Here is a 16,522-nt window from a genome sequence, read left to right on the forward strand (position 1 = left end):
TGGACAATCCTACGCCGAGCCGACGGGCACGAACGCCGGGAGCGGCTCCTCGACGCTCTCCCGCGACTTCGACAGCCAGGTCACCCGGTGCAGCGGGGACGGGCCGACCCGCTCGATCCCCGCCCAGTGCGCGGCGCTGCCGTAGCCCTTGTTGCTGTCCCAGGCGTAGTCGGCGAAGTCGTCGTGGTGGCGCACCATCTGACCGTCCCGGCCCACCTTCGCGAGCACGGAGGCGGCGGAGACGGCGGCGCAGTCGCGGTCGGCCTTCACGCGGGTGACGATCGTCAACTCGGCCGCCCACTCGCCCAGCGCGGGCGTCAGCCAGTCGTGAGCGCCGTCGAGGAGGACGACGGCGGTGGCGAGGTCGACGCCCTGGTCGGCGAGGCGCTCGATTCCCCTCGACGCGGCGCGGCCGAGGCCGGCGATGATCCCGGTCTCGTCGATCTCGTCCGCCGAGGACTCGCCGATCGCCCAGGCCGAGAGCCACTTCGCCACCCCCGGCAGGAGCGCCTCGCGGCGGGCGGGAGCGAGCATCTTGGAGTCGCGGAGCCCCTCGGGGAAGCGCCCGCAGCGGCTGCCGATCGACACGACGCCGACCGAGACCGGACCGGCGATCGCGCCGCGGCCGACCTCGTCGCAGCCGATGACCGTCTCGTAGCCCTGCCGGAAGAGGCGCCGCTCCTGGGTCAGCGTCGGCTCGGCGACGACCACCTAGCCCTGCCCGCTCTGCGCGTCGTCCGAGCCCTCCTCGGAGGCCTCGGTGTCGACTCCGCGGAACACCGACGGGTAGTCGTCGAGCCACGCCCACTGCTGCACGGGCCAGGTCACGAGGATCGCGCGGCCCACGACGTTGTCGATCGGCACGAAGCCGCCGCCCGGCTTGTCGGTGTTGTAGCGGGAGTCGGCGGAGTTGTAGCGGTTGTCGCCCATCACCCAGAGCGAGCCCTCGGGCACGACGACGTCGAAGGGGGTGGCCGAGACGGCCTGCACCCCGTCGGGCAGCTTCACGTAAGGCTCGTCGATCGGGTTGCCGTTGATCTCGACCTGGCCGAGCGGTGTGCAGCAGGTCACGTGATCGCCGGGCAGGCCGATGACGCGCTTGATGAGGTGGTCGTTGCTGTCGGGAGCGGTGAGGCCGACGAGCGCGAGGGCGGAGTCGACCGCGGCCTGGAACGGCGGCACGTTGGGCTCGGAGCTCGGCGAGAGCCATCCGCCGGGATCGCGGAAGACGACGACGTCGCCGCGCGAGATCTTCACCACTCCGGGTACGAGCTCGTTCACGAGGATCCGGTCGTTCTCGACGAGCGTCTGCTCCATGGAGGAGGAGGGGATGTAGAACGAGCGGATCAGGAAGGTCTTCACGAGGAAGGAGACGAGCACCGCGACCACGAAGATGATCAGCACGTCGCGGAGGAAGAGCAGGACTCCCCGGCGCTTGCGCGGGCGCTTCTCGGACGGATCCGCCGAGTGGCGGGCGTGGTCCTCGCCTCCGGGGAGGCGGACCGGGGCCGTGCTGTCTGTCATCGCTCGCCGTCGCCCCTACTGTGCATCACCGGGTGGACTCCCCGGACGGATCGCCCCCGAGAAAGGGAGGAACCCCGGTCCATCATAGGTGGACCGGGGTTCCCGAGAAGTCGTGCGGATGCCGCTCAGGCGTCGCGCTTCTCCTTGATCTTGGCCTTCTTGCCGCGCAGGTTGCGCAGGTAGTAGAGCTTCGCGCGACGGACGTCACCGCGGGTGACGACCTCGATGTGGTCGATGACCGGCGAGTGCACGGGGAACGTGCGCTCGACGCCGACCTGGAAGCTCACCTTGCGGACGGTGAAGGTCTCGCGGACGCCCTCGTTGGAGCGGCCGATGACGACGCCCTGGAAGACCTGGATGCGCGAGCGGGAGCCCTCGACGATGTTGACGTGGACCTTGACGGTGTCGCCGGCGCGGAAGTCCGGGACATCGCTGCGGAGGGACGCCGCATCGACGGAATCGAGGATGTGCATGCTGTATCGCTCTCCGTGCCCGCCACAGGTCGAACACCGTTTCGTTGATGGAAGTCGGTCGTGCCCACGTCGTCGCGGCTCCCCTGTGGCAGAGCCTGCGCGAGGCACAAGCGCTCATTCTGCCATGCCGCGTCGATCCGAGTCAAAGCAGGGTCATGAGCAGGGCAGGGTCACCCGGAGGCAGAGCTGCGCAGAGGGCGGGTCCGTCGAGAGGGCCGAGCTGTGGAGCAGGGCGGGGCCTCGCAGGGGACAGCGCCTCTCGGGACGCCCGACCCTCAGAGGACGATGGTCTGCCCGTCCTGCGGGCGCTCCGGGTCGAAGCCCTCGCCTGCGACGGGGCGGTGAGCGCCCTCGGCCTGCACGGACGCCGCCTCCGAGAAGGCGAGGAGAGTGGCCCTCGCGTCGGCGAGGAACCGCCACCCCGAGTGCCAGAAGGCCGCCACTCCGAGGACCACCGAGAGCAGGCCCAGCGCCCAGGCGCCGGGCGGGAAGAAGCCGAACGCGATCAGGGAGAGGTGCCAGGCGCCGACCACGGCCACGTCGCCCCACGCGGGAGTGCGCGTGGGCCGAACGGTCACCCGGAATGCGACGATCGCGGCCACAGCCGCCAGCGCGACCGCCAGAATGGGGAGGGCGATCACCAGGCCGAGCACGGTCCAGCCGCTCGATCCTCCGAAGACCCCGTAGCCGAGGAGGATCCACAAGGGCAGGACGATCGCCGCCGGGAACTGCCAGGAACCGAATGCCCGTCGCATGCGCATGCACCAACCGTACCCACCACCGCTGAGCGACGGCTCAGCGGACCCCGAGAGGATCAGGATGATCGAGCTACGCACCCCCGCCGAGATCGAGGAGATGCGTCCCGCCGGCCGCTTCGTCGGCGAGGTACTGAAGGCCACCGCCGCCGCCGCCGCGGTCGGCGTGAACCTGCTGGAGCTCGACCGGCTCGCCCACGACATGATCCGCACGGCCGGCGCCGAGTCCTGCTACATCGACTACCACCCCTCCTTCGGCGCGAGCCCCTTCGGCAAGGTCATCTGCACCTCCGTCAACGACGCGGTGCTGCACGGCCTGCCCTTCGACTACCGGCTGAAGGACGGCGACCTGCTCACCCTCGACTTCGCCGCCTCCGTGAACGGCTGGGTCGCCGACTCGGCCATCAGCGTCGTGGTCGGGACGCCGCGCGAGGAGGACCTCGCCCTCATCGACACCACCACCCGCGCGCTCGAGGCCGGCATCGCCGCCGCGCAGCCCGGGAAGAAGATCGGCGACATCTCCGCGGCCATCGCGGCCGTCGCACACGCCGAGGGCCTGTCCATCAACACCGACTTCGGCGGCCACGGCGTCGGCCGCACGATGCACGGCGATCCGCACATCCCCAACGACGGACGCGCCGGCCGCGGCTACCCGCTCCGCCCGGGCCTCGTCGTCGCGATCGAGCCGTGGTTCCTGCAGACGACCGACGAGATCTACACGGACAAGGACGGCTGGACCCTCCGCAGCCGTGACGGCTCTCGCGGCGCCCACATGGAGCACACGATCGCCATCACCGAGACGGGGAACATCGTCCTCTCCGCGCGGGACTGACTAAGGGGGGACAGTACCGCTATCGGATAGCGATACTGTCCACGTGCGAATCTCGGAGCTCAGCCGCAGCAGCGGCGTCAGCCTGCCCACGATCAAGTACTACATCCGGGAGGGGCTGCTGCCGCCGGGCGACGCCGCCGGCCCCCAGCGGGCGGAGTACGGGGACGCTCATGTCGCCCGCCTGACGCTGCTCCGGGCGCTCATCGAGAGCGGCGGCGTCGGCATCGCCGGCGCGAAGCGGATCACGGCCGCGCTCGACGCGGGCGTCGGTCCGACAGCGGCCTTCGAGGTGGCGCAGGACGTGGTCTCCGTGAGCGCCGACTCGACCGCGTCCGCCACCGAGGCGTCGACGCGGCGGATCGCCGAGGCCGCGGGCTCCGACCACTGCGGCCACCCTGCCGTCGCGACGGCGGCACGGGCGCTCGACGCGCTCGAGCTCTCCACCGGTCCGATGAGCGCCGGCTGGCTCGAGGCCTACGCCCGCGCCGCCGCCCTCGTCGCCTCCGCCGACCTCGACGAACTGCAGGCCCGTGAGAGCGTGAGCGAGCAGGCTGCCGTCGCCGCCGTCGGCACCGCGCTCGGAGACGTGGTGCTGCAGTCGCTCCGGCGCGTCGCCCAGGCGCGCGAGACGCAGAGCCGCTTCGGCCCGACGGAGGTGCCCCGATGAGCGCCGCGACCGAGACGCCCGCGCGCACCGCCTCCGCTGCTCCGCACCGGCCGCTCCTGGTGCTCGCTGCCGCGATGGCGGTCGGCGCCCTCCTCTGCGCGATCGCGCTGGTCGTCGATCCCCGCGAGCTCGGCGGACAGCCGCTCTGGGGCAAGCCGCTGAAGTTCTGTCTCTCGATCGCGCTGTACGCCGTGACGCTCGCCTGGCTGATCGGGCTCGTGCCCCGCCGGCGCCGCCTCGCCCGAGCGCTGGGCACGGTCGCGGCAGTCGGCCTGGCGGTCGAGATGGTCGTGATCGGAGGCGCTGCCCTGGTCGGCGAGCGCAGCCACTTCGACGTCTCCACTCCCCTGCACGCCGCGCTCTGGGCATCGATGGCTGTCTCCATCGTGGTGGTCTGGCTGGCGACGCTGGTCCTCGCCGCCCTCCTGGCGCGGGTGCCGCTCGGCGACCCTGCGCTGACGCTCGCCGTCCGTGCCGGACTCGTGATCGGGCTCGTCGGGATGGCCCTCGCGTTCCTGATGACGGGGCCCTCGTCCGGCCAGATCAGCGACTACCAGGGCGTCGTCGGCGCGCACGCCGTCGGAGTCGCGGACGGCGGACCCGGCCTCCCGCTCCTGGGCTGGAGCACCATCGGGGGCGATCTGCGCATCCCGCACTTCGTCGGGATGCACGCTCTGCAGGGGCTCCCGCTGCTCGCGCTGCTACTCGGACGGCTGGCACCGCGGATCCCCGTGCTGCGCCCCGGATCCACCCGGCTGCGGCTCGTCGCACTGGCCTCGGCGGGCTGGGCGGCCGCGGTCGCCCTCACCTGCTGGCAGGCGCTGCGCGGTCAGGCGCTGACCGCACCGGACGCGCTGACCCTCGCCGTCGCTACTGTGGCGGTGGTCGCCCTCGCCGGAGGGACGATCCTCACCCTCGCACGAACGGAGGCCCGCGCATGAGCCGGCTGCACCGCGGCTGGACGCCGCTCGGGATCGTCTACCTCGTCCTCGCCCTCGCCGGGCTGATCGGGACCTGGACCTGGAACGTGCGGGCGATGCAGGAGGGCGCGGACGTGCTCGCCGGCCTCGCCGCGGGCGGGCCGTGGGTGTCGTCGTTCTCGACCGACCTGCTGGTCGTCGCGATCGCGGCCGTCGCCTTCATGGTGGTGGAGGGCCGCCGGATCGGGATGCGCCGCGTGTGGATCCTGGTGCTGCTCGCGCCGCTGGTCGCCCTCGCGTTCGCGTTCCCCCTCTTCCTCGCCCTCCGCGACCGGCACCTGGCCCTCGCGGCCCGGTGACCGTGCGGCGCGGGACTAGGGAAGCAGTTCGGGGCGGACGCGGCGCGTGCGCTCGACGCTCTGCTCGTGGCGCCAGGCGGCGATCGCCCCGTGGTTGCCGCTGAGGAGCACCGGAGGGACGTCGAGGCCCCGCCAGGAAGCCGGCTTGGTGTAGCTCGGGTACTCGAGCAGCCCGTCGGAGTGGCTCTCCTCGACCAGGCTCGCCGGGTTGCCGACGACGCCCGGGACCAGGCGTCCGACGGCCTCGATCATCGCCATCACGGCGACCTCTCCTCCGTTGAGGACGTAGTCGCCGAGGCTGATCAGCCGGACCCGCGCGCGCTCGGCGGTGTGGTCCACGACGCGCTGGTCGATGCCCTCGTAGCGGCCGCAGCCGAAGACGAGGGAGGACTCCTCCGCGAGCTCGCGGGCGGTCGCCTGGGTGAACAGCTCGCCCGCGGGCGACGGGAAGATCACGACGGGGTCGTCCGCGCCGTCGAGGATCGTGTCGAGCGCCTCGCCCCACGGCTCCGGTCGCATCACCATGCCCGCGCCGCCGCCGTAGGGCGTGTCGTCGACGGTGCGGTGGCGGTCGTGGGTGAAGTCGCGCAGGTCGTGCACGCCGAGCTCGATCAGCCCGCTCTGCCGAGCACGGCCGAGCAGGCTGATGTCGAGCACGCCGAAGAACTCCGGGAAGATCGTGACGATGTCGATCCTCACGACCGGGGCTCCTCCTCGGAGGCGGCGTCGGAGGCGGCCGGGGGCTCGTCGTCGGCGGGCTCCTCGTCAGCGGAATCCGCGTCATCGGAGGCGTCCGGCGCGTCGGCGTCCGCAGGCGCGCTCAGCGCCGGGTCCGCGAGGTCGACACCGCTGAGGTCGACCGCGGCGGGCTCCTCCTCGGGAGCCTCCTCGAACAGGCCGATCGGAGGCGTGACCGTGACGATCCCGGCCGCGGCGTCGACGGAGGGGACGATCGCGTTCACGAACGGCACCATCACCTCGCCGGAGGGGGTGCCGACGATGAGCAGGTCCTGCGCGGGGAAGTGGTCGACGCGGCGGACGGCGCCGACCTCGACGCCGTCGCGGACGACCTTCATGCCGACCAGCTGGTAGTCGTACCAGGAGTCGTCCTCGCCCGGCTGGGTCTGCACCTCCTCGTCGATCCAGAGGATCGCCTTCAGGAGGGTCTCAGCGGCGTTGCGGTCGTCGACGCCTCGGAAGAACGCGACGGGGTGGCTGTTGTACCAGCGCAGCTCGACGAGCTCGAGCTTCTTGCCGTGCCACTCGGAGGTGCGCGGGACCTGCAGCGTGAACGTGGATCCGGGGGTGAAGCGCTTGTCGGGCTCGTCCGTGTAGAGCTCGAGCTTGATGGCGCCCTTGAGCCCGTGTGCCTTGGTGAGTCGGGCGACGCGGAGCTGCGTCGTGCCCGGTCCGGTGACCGACACCTCTACTTGTCGGTGTCGACGACGTCGACGCGCACGCGGTGCCCGTCGGCGAGCGCGGCGACGAGAGTGCGGACGGCCTTGGCGGTGCGACCGGAGCGTCCGATCACGCGGCCGAGGTCCTCGGGGTGCACGCGCACCTCGAGGACCTCTCCGCGCGGGGAGCTCGTGGCCACGACACTGACCTCATCGGGGTTCTCGACGATCCCCTTGACGAGGTGTTCGACGGCGGGAGCGAGCACTGACTACGCCTCGGTGGAGGTCTCGTCGGCGGTGTCCTCGACCGGGGCGGCCTTGGCCGGAGCCTCGGACTTCGGCTTGAGGACGGGCTTCTTCTTCGCGTCGACGACGAACGGAGCCTTGGGCTCCTTCACCTGGACGGTGCTGACGGCGTCGGCGTCGCCCTTGAAGCGGCCCCAGTCGCCGGTCAGCTTGAGGATCGCGGCGACCTGCTCGGTCGGCTGCGCGCCGACTCCGAGCCAGTACTGCGCGCGCTCCGAGTCGACCTGGATGAACGAGGGCTGCTCGGTCGGGTGGTACTTGCCGATCTCCTCGATCACGCGGCCGTCGCGCTTGGTGCGCGAGTCGGCGACGACGATGCGGTAGTAGGGCGCCCGGATCTTGCCGAGGCGCTTCAGACGAATCTTGACAGCCACAATTCTCCTGTGTGGTCGTTGACCGGTGTCCGGTCGATGATGGATGAACTGAGCCGTGAGCGTGGGGGCACACCCGGCGGAAGCTCGAGGGGGTTTCGTCGGCGGTGAGTAGAGGGTCGACCGCCTCGGACCCGACGGATCATTCTGCCAGAAAAACCGCCCCGGTGCGGGCCCGGCACGCCGCCGACCAGCGGCACCCTCGCGGGAGCGGGCCGCGCGGGACCCCGAAGGCCGCCGCCGGGGCTCTGCGTCCGCCCCGGCCGCAGGTGGCAGGATGGCGAGGCGCGTCCCGATCGGCGGACGCCCGGATCCGATGAGGACCACGCCATGGAGATCAGCTTCGCCGCATCAGACCGCTCCACGCTCGGGATCGAGTGGGAGGTCGCGATCGTCGACCGGCAGACGGGCGATCTCGCCAACGTCGCCGATGTGGTGCTGGAGGCGCTCCGCAGCGACGACGGCGCCCCGCACCCGCACATCACCGGCGAGCTCCTGCGCAACACGGTCGAGCTGGTCTCCGGCGTGCACACCTCCGTCCGCGACGCGGTCGCCGACCTGCAGGACCAGCTGCGGCAGGTGCGCGAGATCACCGACCCGATGGGACTCGACCTCGTGTGCTCGGGCACGCACCCGTTCGCGCAGTGGTTCGACCAGGCCATCACGGACAAGGAGCGGTACCACCGCCTCATCGACCGGACCCAGTGGTGGGGCCGGAACATGATGATCTGGGGCATCCACGTGCACGTCGGCATCGAGCACCGCGACAAGGTGCTGCCGATCCTCAACTCCCTGCTCGACTACTACCCGCACCTGCAGGCGCTCTCGGCGTCGAGCCCGTTCTGGGGCGGGGTCGACACGGGCTACGCCTCGAACCGCGCGCTGATGTTCCAGCAGCTGCCGACGGCGGGCCTGCCTCCGCAGTTCGGTGCCTGGGCGAACTACGAGGAGTACGTCGACGACATGATGCGCACCGGCGTCATCGACGACCACACGGAGGTCCGCTGGGACATCCGCCCCTCGCCGCAGTGGGGCACGCTCGAGATGCGCGCATGCGACGGCCTCTCCTCCGCGGAGGAGATCGGAGCGGTCGCCGCGCTGATCCAGTGCCTCGTCGAGCACCTCTCGTCGCGGCTGGACGCGGGCGAGGACCTGCCGACGATGCAGCCCTGGTACGTGCGCGAGAACAAGTGGCGCGCGGCCCGCTACGGGCTCGACGCCGAGATCATCCTCGACGCCGCTGGAGCGGAGCGCCTGGTCACCGACGACATCCGCGACCTGCTCGTCACCCTCGCACCGGTCGCCGAGCGTCTCGACTGCGTGAAGGAGCTCGGCGACGTCGAGCTGATCCTGGTCGCGGGAGCGAGCTATCAGCGCCAGCTGCGGACGGCCGCGGCGAACGACGGCGACCTCAAGGCGGTGGTCCGGGCGCTCGCGGGCGAGCTGCGCGACGGGCTCCGGGATCCCCGCTCATGACACGTCCCGCCCTCCTCGCCGCAGCCGCGATCGGCGCACTGGCCCTCGGTCTCGCCGGCTGCTCGTCCTCGACGACGACCGGCCCGGCGACCGCGTCCCCCGCCGGCACCGCCACTCCCCTCCCGACCGTCACCGCCGATCCGCTGCCGCTCTCGATCGGCGGCTCTCTGCCCGCCGGCTCCCGGGTGACGATCGTCGGCGACAGCATCGTGCGCGGTCTGACGGTCGATCCGGAGCAGGCCTGGCCCGCACTCGTCGGCGACGACCTCGGCTGGGAGGTCACGAACCTGGGCTGCGACGGCGGCGGCTTCATCGAACCGGGCGACTGCGGCGTCGCGATCGGCGACCGCGCGGAGGAGATCGCCGACACCCGGCCCGACGCGATCGTGCTGATCGCCAGCAGCAACGACCTGGGCTGGGATCCGGAGGACGTGGACGCCGCGATCGGGCCGGCGGTGGACGCGATCGTGTCCGCCTCGCCCTCGGCCCGGCTCATCGCGCTCGACTCGGTCTGGGGCCCCGACCCGCGCCCCTCCGATCTCGACGAGTACGACGCGGCGCTGGTCGAGGCCGTGACGGCCGCCGGCGGCGGTGCGCTCGAGTACCCGGACCCCCTCCGCGAGGACGGGCTGCTCGGCGAGGACGGCGTGCATCCCACCGTCGAGGGCCAGCGCGCCCTGGCCGACGCGTTCGAGGTGGCGGCCGAGAAGTCCGGCCTCGCCCGGGCGGTGCCGACCGGCCAGAAGGCGACGGACGCGCCGGCGGCCTGACTCCGACGCGGGGCGCCGCCGTGACGGCGCCCCGCCGGGTCAGCGCGCGGTGCTGTTCCGGCCGTCGCGCCAGCCGAGCAGATCGCGCACGGGCGCGAGGTCGATGTCCGGACCGGTGATGCCGAGCGTGAACAGGCGGGCACCCAGGTCGTACTGCTGGTCGAGCACGTCGAAGGAGGCGTCGCCGACACCGCCGCGCACGCTCGCGCCGGTCGAGATCTCGATCGCGGCCGGGTCGCGGTCGACGCGGCCGCACCACTCCGAGAGCACGCCGAGCTTGCGCTCGAGCGTCGGGACGTCCGAGAAGCTGTGCCAGATGTCGGCGTGCTCGGCGACGATCCGCAGCGTCTTCTTCTCGCCGCCGCCGCCGATCATCACCGGGATGTCGCGGGTGGGCGCCGGGTTGAGCATCGACCACCGGCTGCGGATGCGCGGCATCGCCTCGGAGAGCTCGTCGAGGCGGGAGCCGGGAGTGCCGAACTCGTAGCCGTACTCCTCGTAGTCGCGCTCGAACCAGCCCGAGCCGATGCCGAAGATCAGACGGCCCTCGGCGCCCTTGGCGCTGATGTGGTCGACCGTGCGCGCCATGTCGGCGAGGAGGTCGGGGTTCCGGTAGCTGTTGCAGGTGACCAGCGGGCCGAACTCGATGCGGCTGGTCTGCTCGGCCCAGGCCGCGAGCATGCTCCAGCCCTCGAAGTGCAGGCCGTTCGGCTCTCCCGAGAGCGGGAAGAAGTGGTCCCAGTTGAAGGCGATGTCGACGCCGAGGTCCTCGAGCTCGGCGAGCGTGTCGCGGATGACCTCGTAGGGGACGTGCTGCGGTGCGATCTGGACGCCGATGCGGACGGGGCGCGCGTGTGCGGTTGTCATGCCCTCACGCTAGCGAGCGGTGCGCCTCCCGGGGATCCCCGCTGCGGCCCCCGGAGGGACGGCGCGCTACTCCCCCGCCGGGTCCGGCGACGCCGAGGGCGCCTCGTCGCTCGTGGAGCGGGCGAGCTTGACGACGGTGGCCCCCTCGTCGTCGAACAGGCGGAGCCGTCCGCCGTCGATCGAGGCCATCGCCGCCTCCGAGAAGATCATCGGCAGTGCGACGCCGTCGCAGGCGATCAGCGTGCTCGGCCCGGCCGAGACGGTGAGGGCGCCCTCCTGGTCGATCGACCACTCGCCCTGCGCGCCGTTGCAGCCGTCGGAGCCCGTCCAGGTCCCGTCCTCCGCGATCAGGAGGAACGGCACGTCGGGCGCGTCGTAGGAGACGCCCGTCACCCAGCGGCCGACCAGGTCCTCCGGGGAGGGCGCCGTCATCGCGTCGACCCCGGAGCCCTCGGCGCAGCCGGTGAGCCCGAGCACGGCCGCGAGGACGAGGATCCCGCCCGCGCGTCCGGCCGCGACCCGCCTCATCGCCCGAGGAGCTTCTGCAGCTGCTCGAGCTCCTCCGGCGTGGGCTGGGCGCCCTTGCCGGCGCCGCCGCCCAGGCCGAAGCCGGAGCCGCCCGCATCGCCCGGGCGGGGCCCGGAGGTGATCGCCGCGTTCTCGGCCGCGCGCTTGGCGGGGTTGCCGGACTTGCTGCTCTTCTTCTTCTGCGGCTTCGGGCGGCCCTGGTAGCCGGCGCCGGGCACCGGGCCCATCCCGGGGACCGAGGGCATGCCGCCCTTGGCGACCGTCTTCATCATCTTGGCGGCCTGCTCGAAGCGCTGGACGAGCTGGTTGACGTCCGTGACCGTCATGCCGGAGCCGCGGGCGATGCGCAGGCGCCGCGAGCCGTTGAGCAGCTTCGGGTTGACCCGCTCCGCCTTCGTCATCGACTGGATGATCGCCTCGGTGCGCACGATCTCGCGCTCGTCGAACTGGTCGAGCTGCTCTCGCATGCCCTTCGCGCCGGGCAGCATGCCGATCATCTTCTTGATCGAGCCCATGTTGCGCAGCTGCTGCATCTGGCCGAGGAAGTCGTCGAGGGTGAACGTGTCCCCCATGATCTTCTCGGCGATCTTCCGCGCCTCGTCCTCGTCGAACGCGGACTGGGCCTGCTCGATGAGCGTCAGCACGTCGCCGAGGTCGAGGATGCGGCTCGCCATGCGGTCGGGGTGGAACTGCTCGAAGTCGTCGAGCGACTCGCCCGTGGAGGCGAAGAGGATCGGGCGGCCGGTGAGCGAGGCGACCGAGAGCGCCGCGCCTCCGCGGGCGTCGCCGTCGAGCTTGGAGAGGACGACGCCGGTGAAGTCGACGCCCTCCTGGAAGGCCTTGGCGGTCGCGACCGCGTCCTGGCCGATCATCGCGTCGATGACGAACAGGACCTCATCGGGGTTCGTGACGCGGCGGATGTCGGCGGCCTGCTTCATCATGTCGGCGTCGACGCCGAGGCGTCCGGCCGTGTCGATGATGACCGTGTCGTACTGCTTGTCGGTCGCGAAGCGGATCGCGTTCTGGGCGACCTTGACCGGGTTGCCGACGCCGTTGCCCGGCTCCGGCGCGTAGACCGCGACTCCGGCCTGCTCGCCGACGACCTGCAGCTGCTGAACGGCGTTGGGGCGCTGGAGGTCGGCCGCGACGAGCAGCGGGGTGTGGCCGTCCTTGCCGAGGTACTTGCCGAGCTTGCCCGCGAGGGTCGTCTTGCCCGCGCCCTGGAGGCCGGCGAGCATGATGACGGTCGGCGGGCGCTTGGCGAACTCGAGCCGGCGCGACTGTCCGCCGAGGATCGCGACGAGCTCCTCGTTGACGATCTGGACGACCTGCTGGGCCGGATTGAGCGCCTTGTTGACCTCGTCGCCGAGGGCGCGCTCGCGCACCTTGCCGGTGAACTCCTTCACGACCTCCAGCGCCACGTCGGCGTCGAGGAGGGCCCGCCGGATCTCGCGGACGGTGCCGTCGACGTCCGACGCGGAGAGCTTGCCCTTCGTGCGGAGGTTCTTGAAGGTCTCGACGAGTCGATCGGAGAGGGTGCCGAAAGTAGCCATGATGCCCGGAATTCTACCGGAGGCCCGGAGGGTCGGCGGGCGGGGCCGCCGATCCGCTCGCGATAGGCGCGATCACCACGGAGCGGATTAACTGGTCCGGGTCCAAGAACAGGGCTAGGGTGGCCCGGTGATCGAGACACTGGTGGCGGGCGACTCCGCGGACCCCCTGGACTACTCCGACGGCTGGGAGCTGCAGCGCCGCCTGCACGCCGAGGTGGTGGCGGGCTCGAGGCCGGACACCCTCGTGCTCTGCGAGCACTCCTCCGTCTACACCGCCGGCAAGCGCACCGAGGCGCACGAGCGCCCGGACGACGGCTCGCCCGTGGTCGACGTCGACCGCGGAGGGCGGATCACCTGGCACGGTCCGGGCCAGCTCGTCGGCTACCCGATCGTGCGGCTCGGCGAGCCCGTCGACGTGGTCGCCTACGTCCGCTCGCTGGAGGGCGTGCTGATCGCCGCTCTCGACGACCTGGGCGTGCAGGGGCGGCGCGTCGACGGGCGCTCGGGAGTGTGGATCCCGAGGGACGGCGGCGCCGACAAGATCGCCGCGATCGGCATCCGCGTCGCCTCGGGCGTGACGATGCACGGCTTCGCCCTCAACGTCTCGAACAGCCTCGAGCCCTACGCCCGCATCGTCGCCTGCGGCATCGCCGACGCCGGGGTGACCACGCTCGAGCGCGAGCGCGGCGAGGCTCCGCCCATGGAGGCGGTGCGGGCGCGGGTGGCGGCGCGCTTCTCGGAGGCGGCCCCCGCCTTCTCCGCCCGCATCGAGGAGGTCGCCGCGTGAGCGCCGAGGCCGGCGGCCGCAAGCTCCTGCGGCTGGAGATCCGCAACGCCGAGACGCCGATCGAGCGCAAGCCCGAGTGGATCCGCACGAAGGCCTCGATGGGCCCGGAGTACCGGCAGCTGCAGTCGCTGGTGAAGAGCGAGGAGCTGCACACCGTCTGCCAGGAGGCGGGCTGCCCCAACATCTTCGAGTGCTGGGAGGACCGAGAGGCGACCTTCCTCATCGGCGGCGCCCAGTGCACCCGCCGCTGCGACTTCTGCCAGATCGACACCGGGAAGCCCGCGGACTACGACGCGGACGAGCCCCGGCGCGTCGGCGAGTCCGTGGCGCGGATGAACCTCCGCTACGCGACCGTCACCGGAGTCGCCCGCGACGACCTGCCGGACGAGGGCTCCTGGCTCTACGCCGAGACCATCCGCCAGATCCACGCCCAGGCTCCGGGCACGGGGGTCGAGATCCTGGTCCCGGACTTCACCGGCCGCGCCGAGCACCTGCAGCGGGTGTTCGACGCGGAGCCGGAGGTGTTCGCCCACAACGTCGAGACGGTGCCGCGGATCTTCAAGCGCATCCGGCCGGCCTTCCGCTACGAGCGCTCGCTCGACGTGCTCACCCAGGGCCGGGAGGCGGGGCTGATCACGAAGTCGAACCTCATCCTCGGCATGGGCGAGGAGCGGGAGGAGATCTCGCAGGCGCTGCAGGACCTCTACGACGCCGGCACCGACATCGTGACCATCACGCAGTACCTCCGCCCGACGCCGCGGCATCTGCCGGTGGACCGCTGGGTGCACCCGGAGGAGTTCGTGGCGATCAAGGAGGAGGCCGAGGACATCGGCTTCCTCGGCGTCCTCGCGGGGCCCCTGGTCCGCTCCTCCTACCGGGCCGGCCGGCTCTGGGCGCGCTCGATGGAGTCGAAGGGGCTGCCGGTCCCGGAGCACCTGCGCCACCTCGCCGACGCGGCACTGGGCTTCTCGCAGGCCGTGTAGCCCGCCACCGGGACGGCGCCGGCGCGTCGTCCCGGGCGGGGCCGCTCAGCTGACGAGCTGCTGGGCGAAGACGTGGGGGGTGAAGCCGGTGAGGTCGCCGATGCCCTCGCCCTGGCCGACGAGCTTGATCGGGATGCCGGTGCGCTCCTGGACCGCGAGGACGAAGCCGCCCTTCGCGGAGCCGTCGAGCTTGGTGATGACCAGGCCGGTGACGCCCGCGTGCTCGATGAACGCCTCGGCCTGGCTCAGCCCGTTCTGACCGGTCGTCGCGTCGAGCACGAGCAGGATCTCGGAGATCGGGGCCTGCTTCTCGATGACGCGCTTGATCTTCGTGAGCTCGTCCATCAGCCCGCCCTTGGTGTGCAGGCGGCCGGCCGTGTCGATGATGACCATCTCGACGCCGGTGTCCTTCGCGAACTGCACGGTCTGGAAGGCGACGGACGCCGGATCCTGGCGCTCCTGCTGCGGGCGGACGATCTGGGCGTCGGCGCGCTGCGCCCAGGTGGCGAGCTGGTCGACCGCCGCGGCGCGGAAAGTGTCGGCCGCGCCGACCACGACGCTCCGGCCGTAGTTGCGGAGGAACTTGGCGAACTTGCCGATGGTCGTGGTCTTGCCGACGCCGTTCACGCCGACCACGAGGATCACGGCGGGGCGCTCGCTGAGCTTGAGGGTCGTGTCGTACTTCGACAGACGCTCCTCGAGGGACTCGCGGAGCATCCGCTGCAGGTCGCGCGGGTCGGTGGTGGAGTAGCGGGCGACCTTGGCGCGGAGGTCGTCGACGATCTCCTCGGTGATGTCGGGGCCGAAGTCGGCGGTGATCAGCGCCGTCTCGAGGTCGTCCCAGGTCTGGTCGTCGATCGTGCGCTTCTCGAACAGGCCGCGCAGTGCGCGGCCGAGCGACCAGGAGGTGCGTTCTGCCATGGGTCCAGGCTACCGGCGGGCGCGCCTCCGAGCGGTCGGGGAGGCGGGTTCAGGCCGGGGGCGCGGCGACGCGCTGGCCGACGACGGCCGAGACGCCGTCCTGCCGCATCGAGACGCCGTAGAGGGCGTCCGCGATCTCCATGGTCCGCTTCTGGTGGGTGATGACGATCAGCTGGCTCGAGGTGCGCAGGTCCTCGAAGATGCTGAGCAGTCGGCCGAGATTCGCGTCATCGAGGGCGGCCTCCACCTCGTCCATGATGTAGAAGGGGCTCGGCCGCGACTTGAAGATGGCGACCATGAACGCCACGGCCGCGAGCGAGCGCTCCCCTCCGGAGAGGAGCGACAGCCGCTCGATCTTCTTGCCGGCCGGCCGCACCGCGACCTCGATGCCGGTGGTGAGCAGGTTCTCCGGGTCGGTCAGGCGGATGCTGCCGGTGCCGCCGGGGAAGAGGACGGGGAACACGTCCGCGAACGCCGCCTGCGTGTCGTCGAACGCGGAGGCGAACACGGTCTGCATCGTCTCGTCGAGCTCCTCGATGATGGTGAGCAGGTCGCGCCGGGTCCCGGTGAGGTCGGCCAGCTGCTCGGTCAGGAACGCGTGCCGCTGCTCCAGCGCGGCGAACTCCTCCAGCGCGAGCGGATTGACGCGGCCCAGCTGCCCGAGCTGCTTCTCGGCCTTCTCGAGGCGGCGGCGCTGCTCCTCGCGGACGTAGGGCCGCGGCTCCTGCTCCACGTCCGTCTCTTCGGGGACGCCGACTCCGGGACCGTACTCCTCCACCAGCACGTCCTCGGTGAGCCCGAGCTCGGACGCGGCGCGCTCGAGCAGACCGGTGAGCTGCAGGGGCTCCGCCGCGAGGAGGGGAGCGTGCGCGACCGGCTCCAGTCCGTCACCGAGAGCGTCCACGGCCTCGAGCTGCAGATCTACGAGAAGAGGCTGCAGCTCACCGGTCTGCTCGAGCGCGCCGCGTCCGAGCTCGGGCTCACCGAGGACGTGCTGGTGGAGGAGTACGGTCCCGGAGTCGGCGTCCCCGAA

Annotated in this window: 20 protein-coding genes and 1 pseudogene; 8 read left to right on the top strand and 13 right to left on the bottom strand. The window is 71.7% G+C overall.

Translation table 11 applies throughout. The annotated features are described in order from the left end of the window. Window positions 1–9: 9 nt before the first annotated feature. The 4 genes from C5C74_RS07090 to C5C74_RS07105 form a co-directional block, all read right to left on the bottom strand. Complete coding sequence (locus C5C74_RS07090) at window positions 10–711, bottom strand: ribonuclease HII (RefSeq protein ID WP_104351225.1); 702 nt, start codon at window positions 709–711, stop codon at window positions 10–12. Next, entirely contained in the window at window positions 712–1,524 is an 813-nt protein-coding gene (gene lepB, locus C5C74_RS07095) for a signal peptidase I (protein WP_104223903.1), read from the bottom strand. A gap of 125 nt (window positions 1,525–1,649) precedes the next feature. Next, a complete protein-coding gene (gene rplS, locus C5C74_RS07100; RefSeq protein ID WP_104223904.1) occupies window positions 1,650–1,997 on the bottom strand; it encodes a 50S ribosomal protein L19 in 348 nt (115 codons plus the stop codon). Window positions 1,998–2,272: 275 nt separating this feature from the next. Then, window positions 2,273–2,758 carry a hypothetical protein gene (locus C5C74_RS07105; RefSeq protein WP_104351226.1) on the bottom strand — a complete coding sequence of 162 codons (486 nt, stop codon included), beginning with the start codon at window positions 2,756–2,758 and terminating at the stop codon, window positions 2,273–2,275. A gap of 58 nt (window positions 2,759–2,816) precedes the next feature. Between C5C74_RS07105 and map the strand changes: the two genes are divergently transcribed. The 4 genes from map to C5C74_RS07125 are packed head-to-tail and all read left to right on the top strand — an operon-like array spanning window position 2,817 to window position 5,530. Next, complete coding sequence (gene map, locus C5C74_RS07110) at window positions 2,817–3,584, top strand: type I methionyl aminopeptidase (protein ID WP_104351227.1); 768 nt, start codon at window positions 2,817–2,819, stop codon at window positions 3,582–3,584. A gap of 43 nt (window positions 3,585–3,627) precedes the next feature. Further along, a complete protein-coding gene (locus tag C5C74_RS07115; protein WP_104351228.1) occupies window positions 3,628–4,251 on the top strand; it encodes a MerR family transcriptional regulator in 624 nt (207 codons plus the stop codon). Then, complete coding sequence (locus C5C74_RS07120; protein ID WP_104351229.1) at window positions 4,248–5,192, top strand: hypothetical protein; 945 nt, start codon at window positions 4,248–4,250, stop codon at window positions 5,190–5,192. Before C5C74_RS07115 ends, C5C74_RS07120 begins: the two co-directional genes overlap by 4 nt. Then, a complete protein-coding gene (locus C5C74_RS07125) occupies window positions 5,189–5,530 on the top strand; it encodes a DUF2834 domain-containing protein (RefSeq protein ID WP_104250523.1) in 342 nt (113 codons plus the stop codon). The genes C5C74_RS07120 and C5C74_RS07125 overlap by 4 nt, the downstream gene beginning before the upstream one ends. Before the next feature lie 15 nt (window positions 5,531–5,545). Here the strand turns inward: C5C74_RS07125 and trmD are convergent, their stop codons facing one another. From trmD to rpsP, 4 genes are read right to left on the bottom strand one after another with little or no spacing between them, the layout of a single operon-like run. Continuing rightward, window positions 5,546–6,229 (bottom strand): tRNA (guanosine(37)-N1)-methyltransferase TrmD, encoded by a 684-nt coding sequence (gene trmD, locus C5C74_RS07130; protein WP_104256310.1) that lies wholly within the window; start codon window positions 6,227–6,229, stop codon window positions 5,546–5,548. Further along, window positions 6,226–6,954, bottom strand: a complete 729-nt coding sequence (rimM, locus tag C5C74_RS07135) for a ribosome maturation factor RimM (protein WP_104351230.1) — start codon at window positions 6,952–6,954, stop codon at window positions 6,226–6,228. Before rimM ends, trmD begins: the two co-directional genes overlap by 4 nt. Window positions 6,955–6,956: 2 nt before the next feature. Next, complete coding sequence (locus C5C74_RS07140) at window positions 6,957–7,193, bottom strand: RNA-binding protein (protein ID WP_104351231.1); 237 nt, start codon at window positions 7,191–7,193, stop codon at window positions 6,957–6,959. 3 nt (window positions 7,194–7,196) lie between these two features. Continuing rightward, window positions 7,197–7,607, bottom strand: a complete 411-nt coding sequence (gene rpsP, locus C5C74_RS07145; RefSeq protein WP_104223912.1) for a 30S ribosomal protein S16 — start codon at window positions 7,605–7,607, stop codon at window positions 7,197–7,199. Between the two features lie 327 nt (window positions 7,608–7,934). On the opposite strand from rpsP, the gene C5C74_RS07150 reads away from it, so the two are divergent. Together C5C74_RS07150 and C5C74_RS07155 are read left to right on the top strand one after the other, a co-directional pair. Next, the gene (locus C5C74_RS07150; RefSeq protein ID WP_104267278.1) at window positions 7,935–9,080 is read left to right on the top strand and encodes a glutamate--cysteine ligase; all 1,146 of its coding nucleotides are present in this window, start codon (window positions 7,935–7,937) and stop codon (window positions 9,078–9,080) included. Then, window positions 9,077–9,850, top strand: a complete 774-nt coding sequence (locus tag C5C74_RS07155) for an SGNH/GDSL hydrolase family protein (RefSeq protein ID WP_104238537.1) — start codon at window positions 9,077–9,079, stop codon at window positions 9,848–9,850. Before C5C74_RS07150 ends, C5C74_RS07155 begins: the two co-directional genes overlap by 4 nt. A 39-nt stretch (window positions 9,851–9,889) precedes the next feature. On the opposite strand, the gene C5C74_RS07160 is transcribed toward C5C74_RS07155, so the two are convergent. The 3 genes from C5C74_RS07160 to ffh all read right to left on the bottom strand — a co-directional run bounded on the left by C5C74_RS07160 (window position 9,890) and on the right by ffh (window position 12,798). Beyond that, window positions 9,890–10,717 (bottom strand): LLM class F420-dependent oxidoreductase, encoded by an 828-nt coding sequence (locus C5C74_RS07160; protein WP_104223915.1) that lies wholly within the window; start codon window positions 10,715–10,717, stop codon window positions 9,890–9,892. Window positions 10,718–10,783: 66 nt separating this feature from the next. Beyond that, the gene (locus C5C74_RS07165; protein ID WP_104260572.1) at window positions 10,784–11,245 is read right to left on the bottom strand and encodes an META domain-containing protein; all 462 of its coding nucleotides are present in this window, start codon (window positions 11,243–11,245) and stop codon (window positions 10,784–10,786) included. Further along, window positions 11,242–12,798 (bottom strand): signal recognition particle protein, encoded by a 1,557-nt coding sequence (gene ffh, locus C5C74_RS07170; RefSeq protein ID WP_104226882.1) that lies wholly within the window; start codon window positions 12,796–12,798, stop codon window positions 11,242–11,244. The genes C5C74_RS07165 and ffh overlap by 4 nt, the downstream gene beginning before the upstream one ends. 127 nt (window positions 12,799–12,925) lie before the next feature. On the opposite strand from ffh, the gene lipB reads away from it, so the two are divergent. Together lipB and lipA are read left to right on the top strand one after the other, a co-directional pair. Next, on the top strand, window positions 12,926–13,585 hold the full coding sequence (gene lipB, locus C5C74_RS07175; protein WP_104226883.1) for a lipoyl(octanoyl) transferase LipB: 660 nt from the start codon (window positions 12,926–12,928) through the stop codon (window positions 13,583–13,585). After that, the gene (gene lipA, locus C5C74_RS07180; RefSeq protein ID WP_104226884.1) at window positions 13,582–14,568 is read left to right on the top strand and encodes a lipoyl synthase; all 987 of its coding nucleotides are present in this window, start codon (window positions 13,582–13,584) and stop codon (window positions 14,566–14,568) included. Before lipB ends, lipA begins: the two co-directional genes overlap by 4 nt. A gap of 45 nt (window positions 14,569–14,613) precedes the next feature. Here lipA and ftsY read toward each other — a convergent pair whose 3' ends face one another. Together ftsY and C5C74_RS07190 are read right to left on the bottom strand one after the other, a co-directional pair. After that, window positions 14,614–15,489: a signal recognition particle-docking protein FtsY gene (gene ftsY / locus C5C74_RS07185; RefSeq protein ID WP_104223920.1), complete on the bottom strand. Its 876-nt coding sequence runs from the start codon at window positions 15,487–15,489 to the stop codon at window positions 14,614–14,616. A gap of 49 nt (window positions 15,490–15,538) precedes the next feature. Next, window positions 15,539–16,522 (bottom strand): annotated as a pseudogene (locus tag C5C74_RS07190) (AAA family ATPase); the annotation flags it as partial.

Origin of the sequence: Rathayibacter sp. AY1E8 (assembly GCF_002931415.1) — a bacterium.
Taxonomy (GTDB): domain Bacteria; phylum Actinomycetota; class Actinomycetes; order Actinomycetales; family Microbacteriaceae; genus Rathayibacter.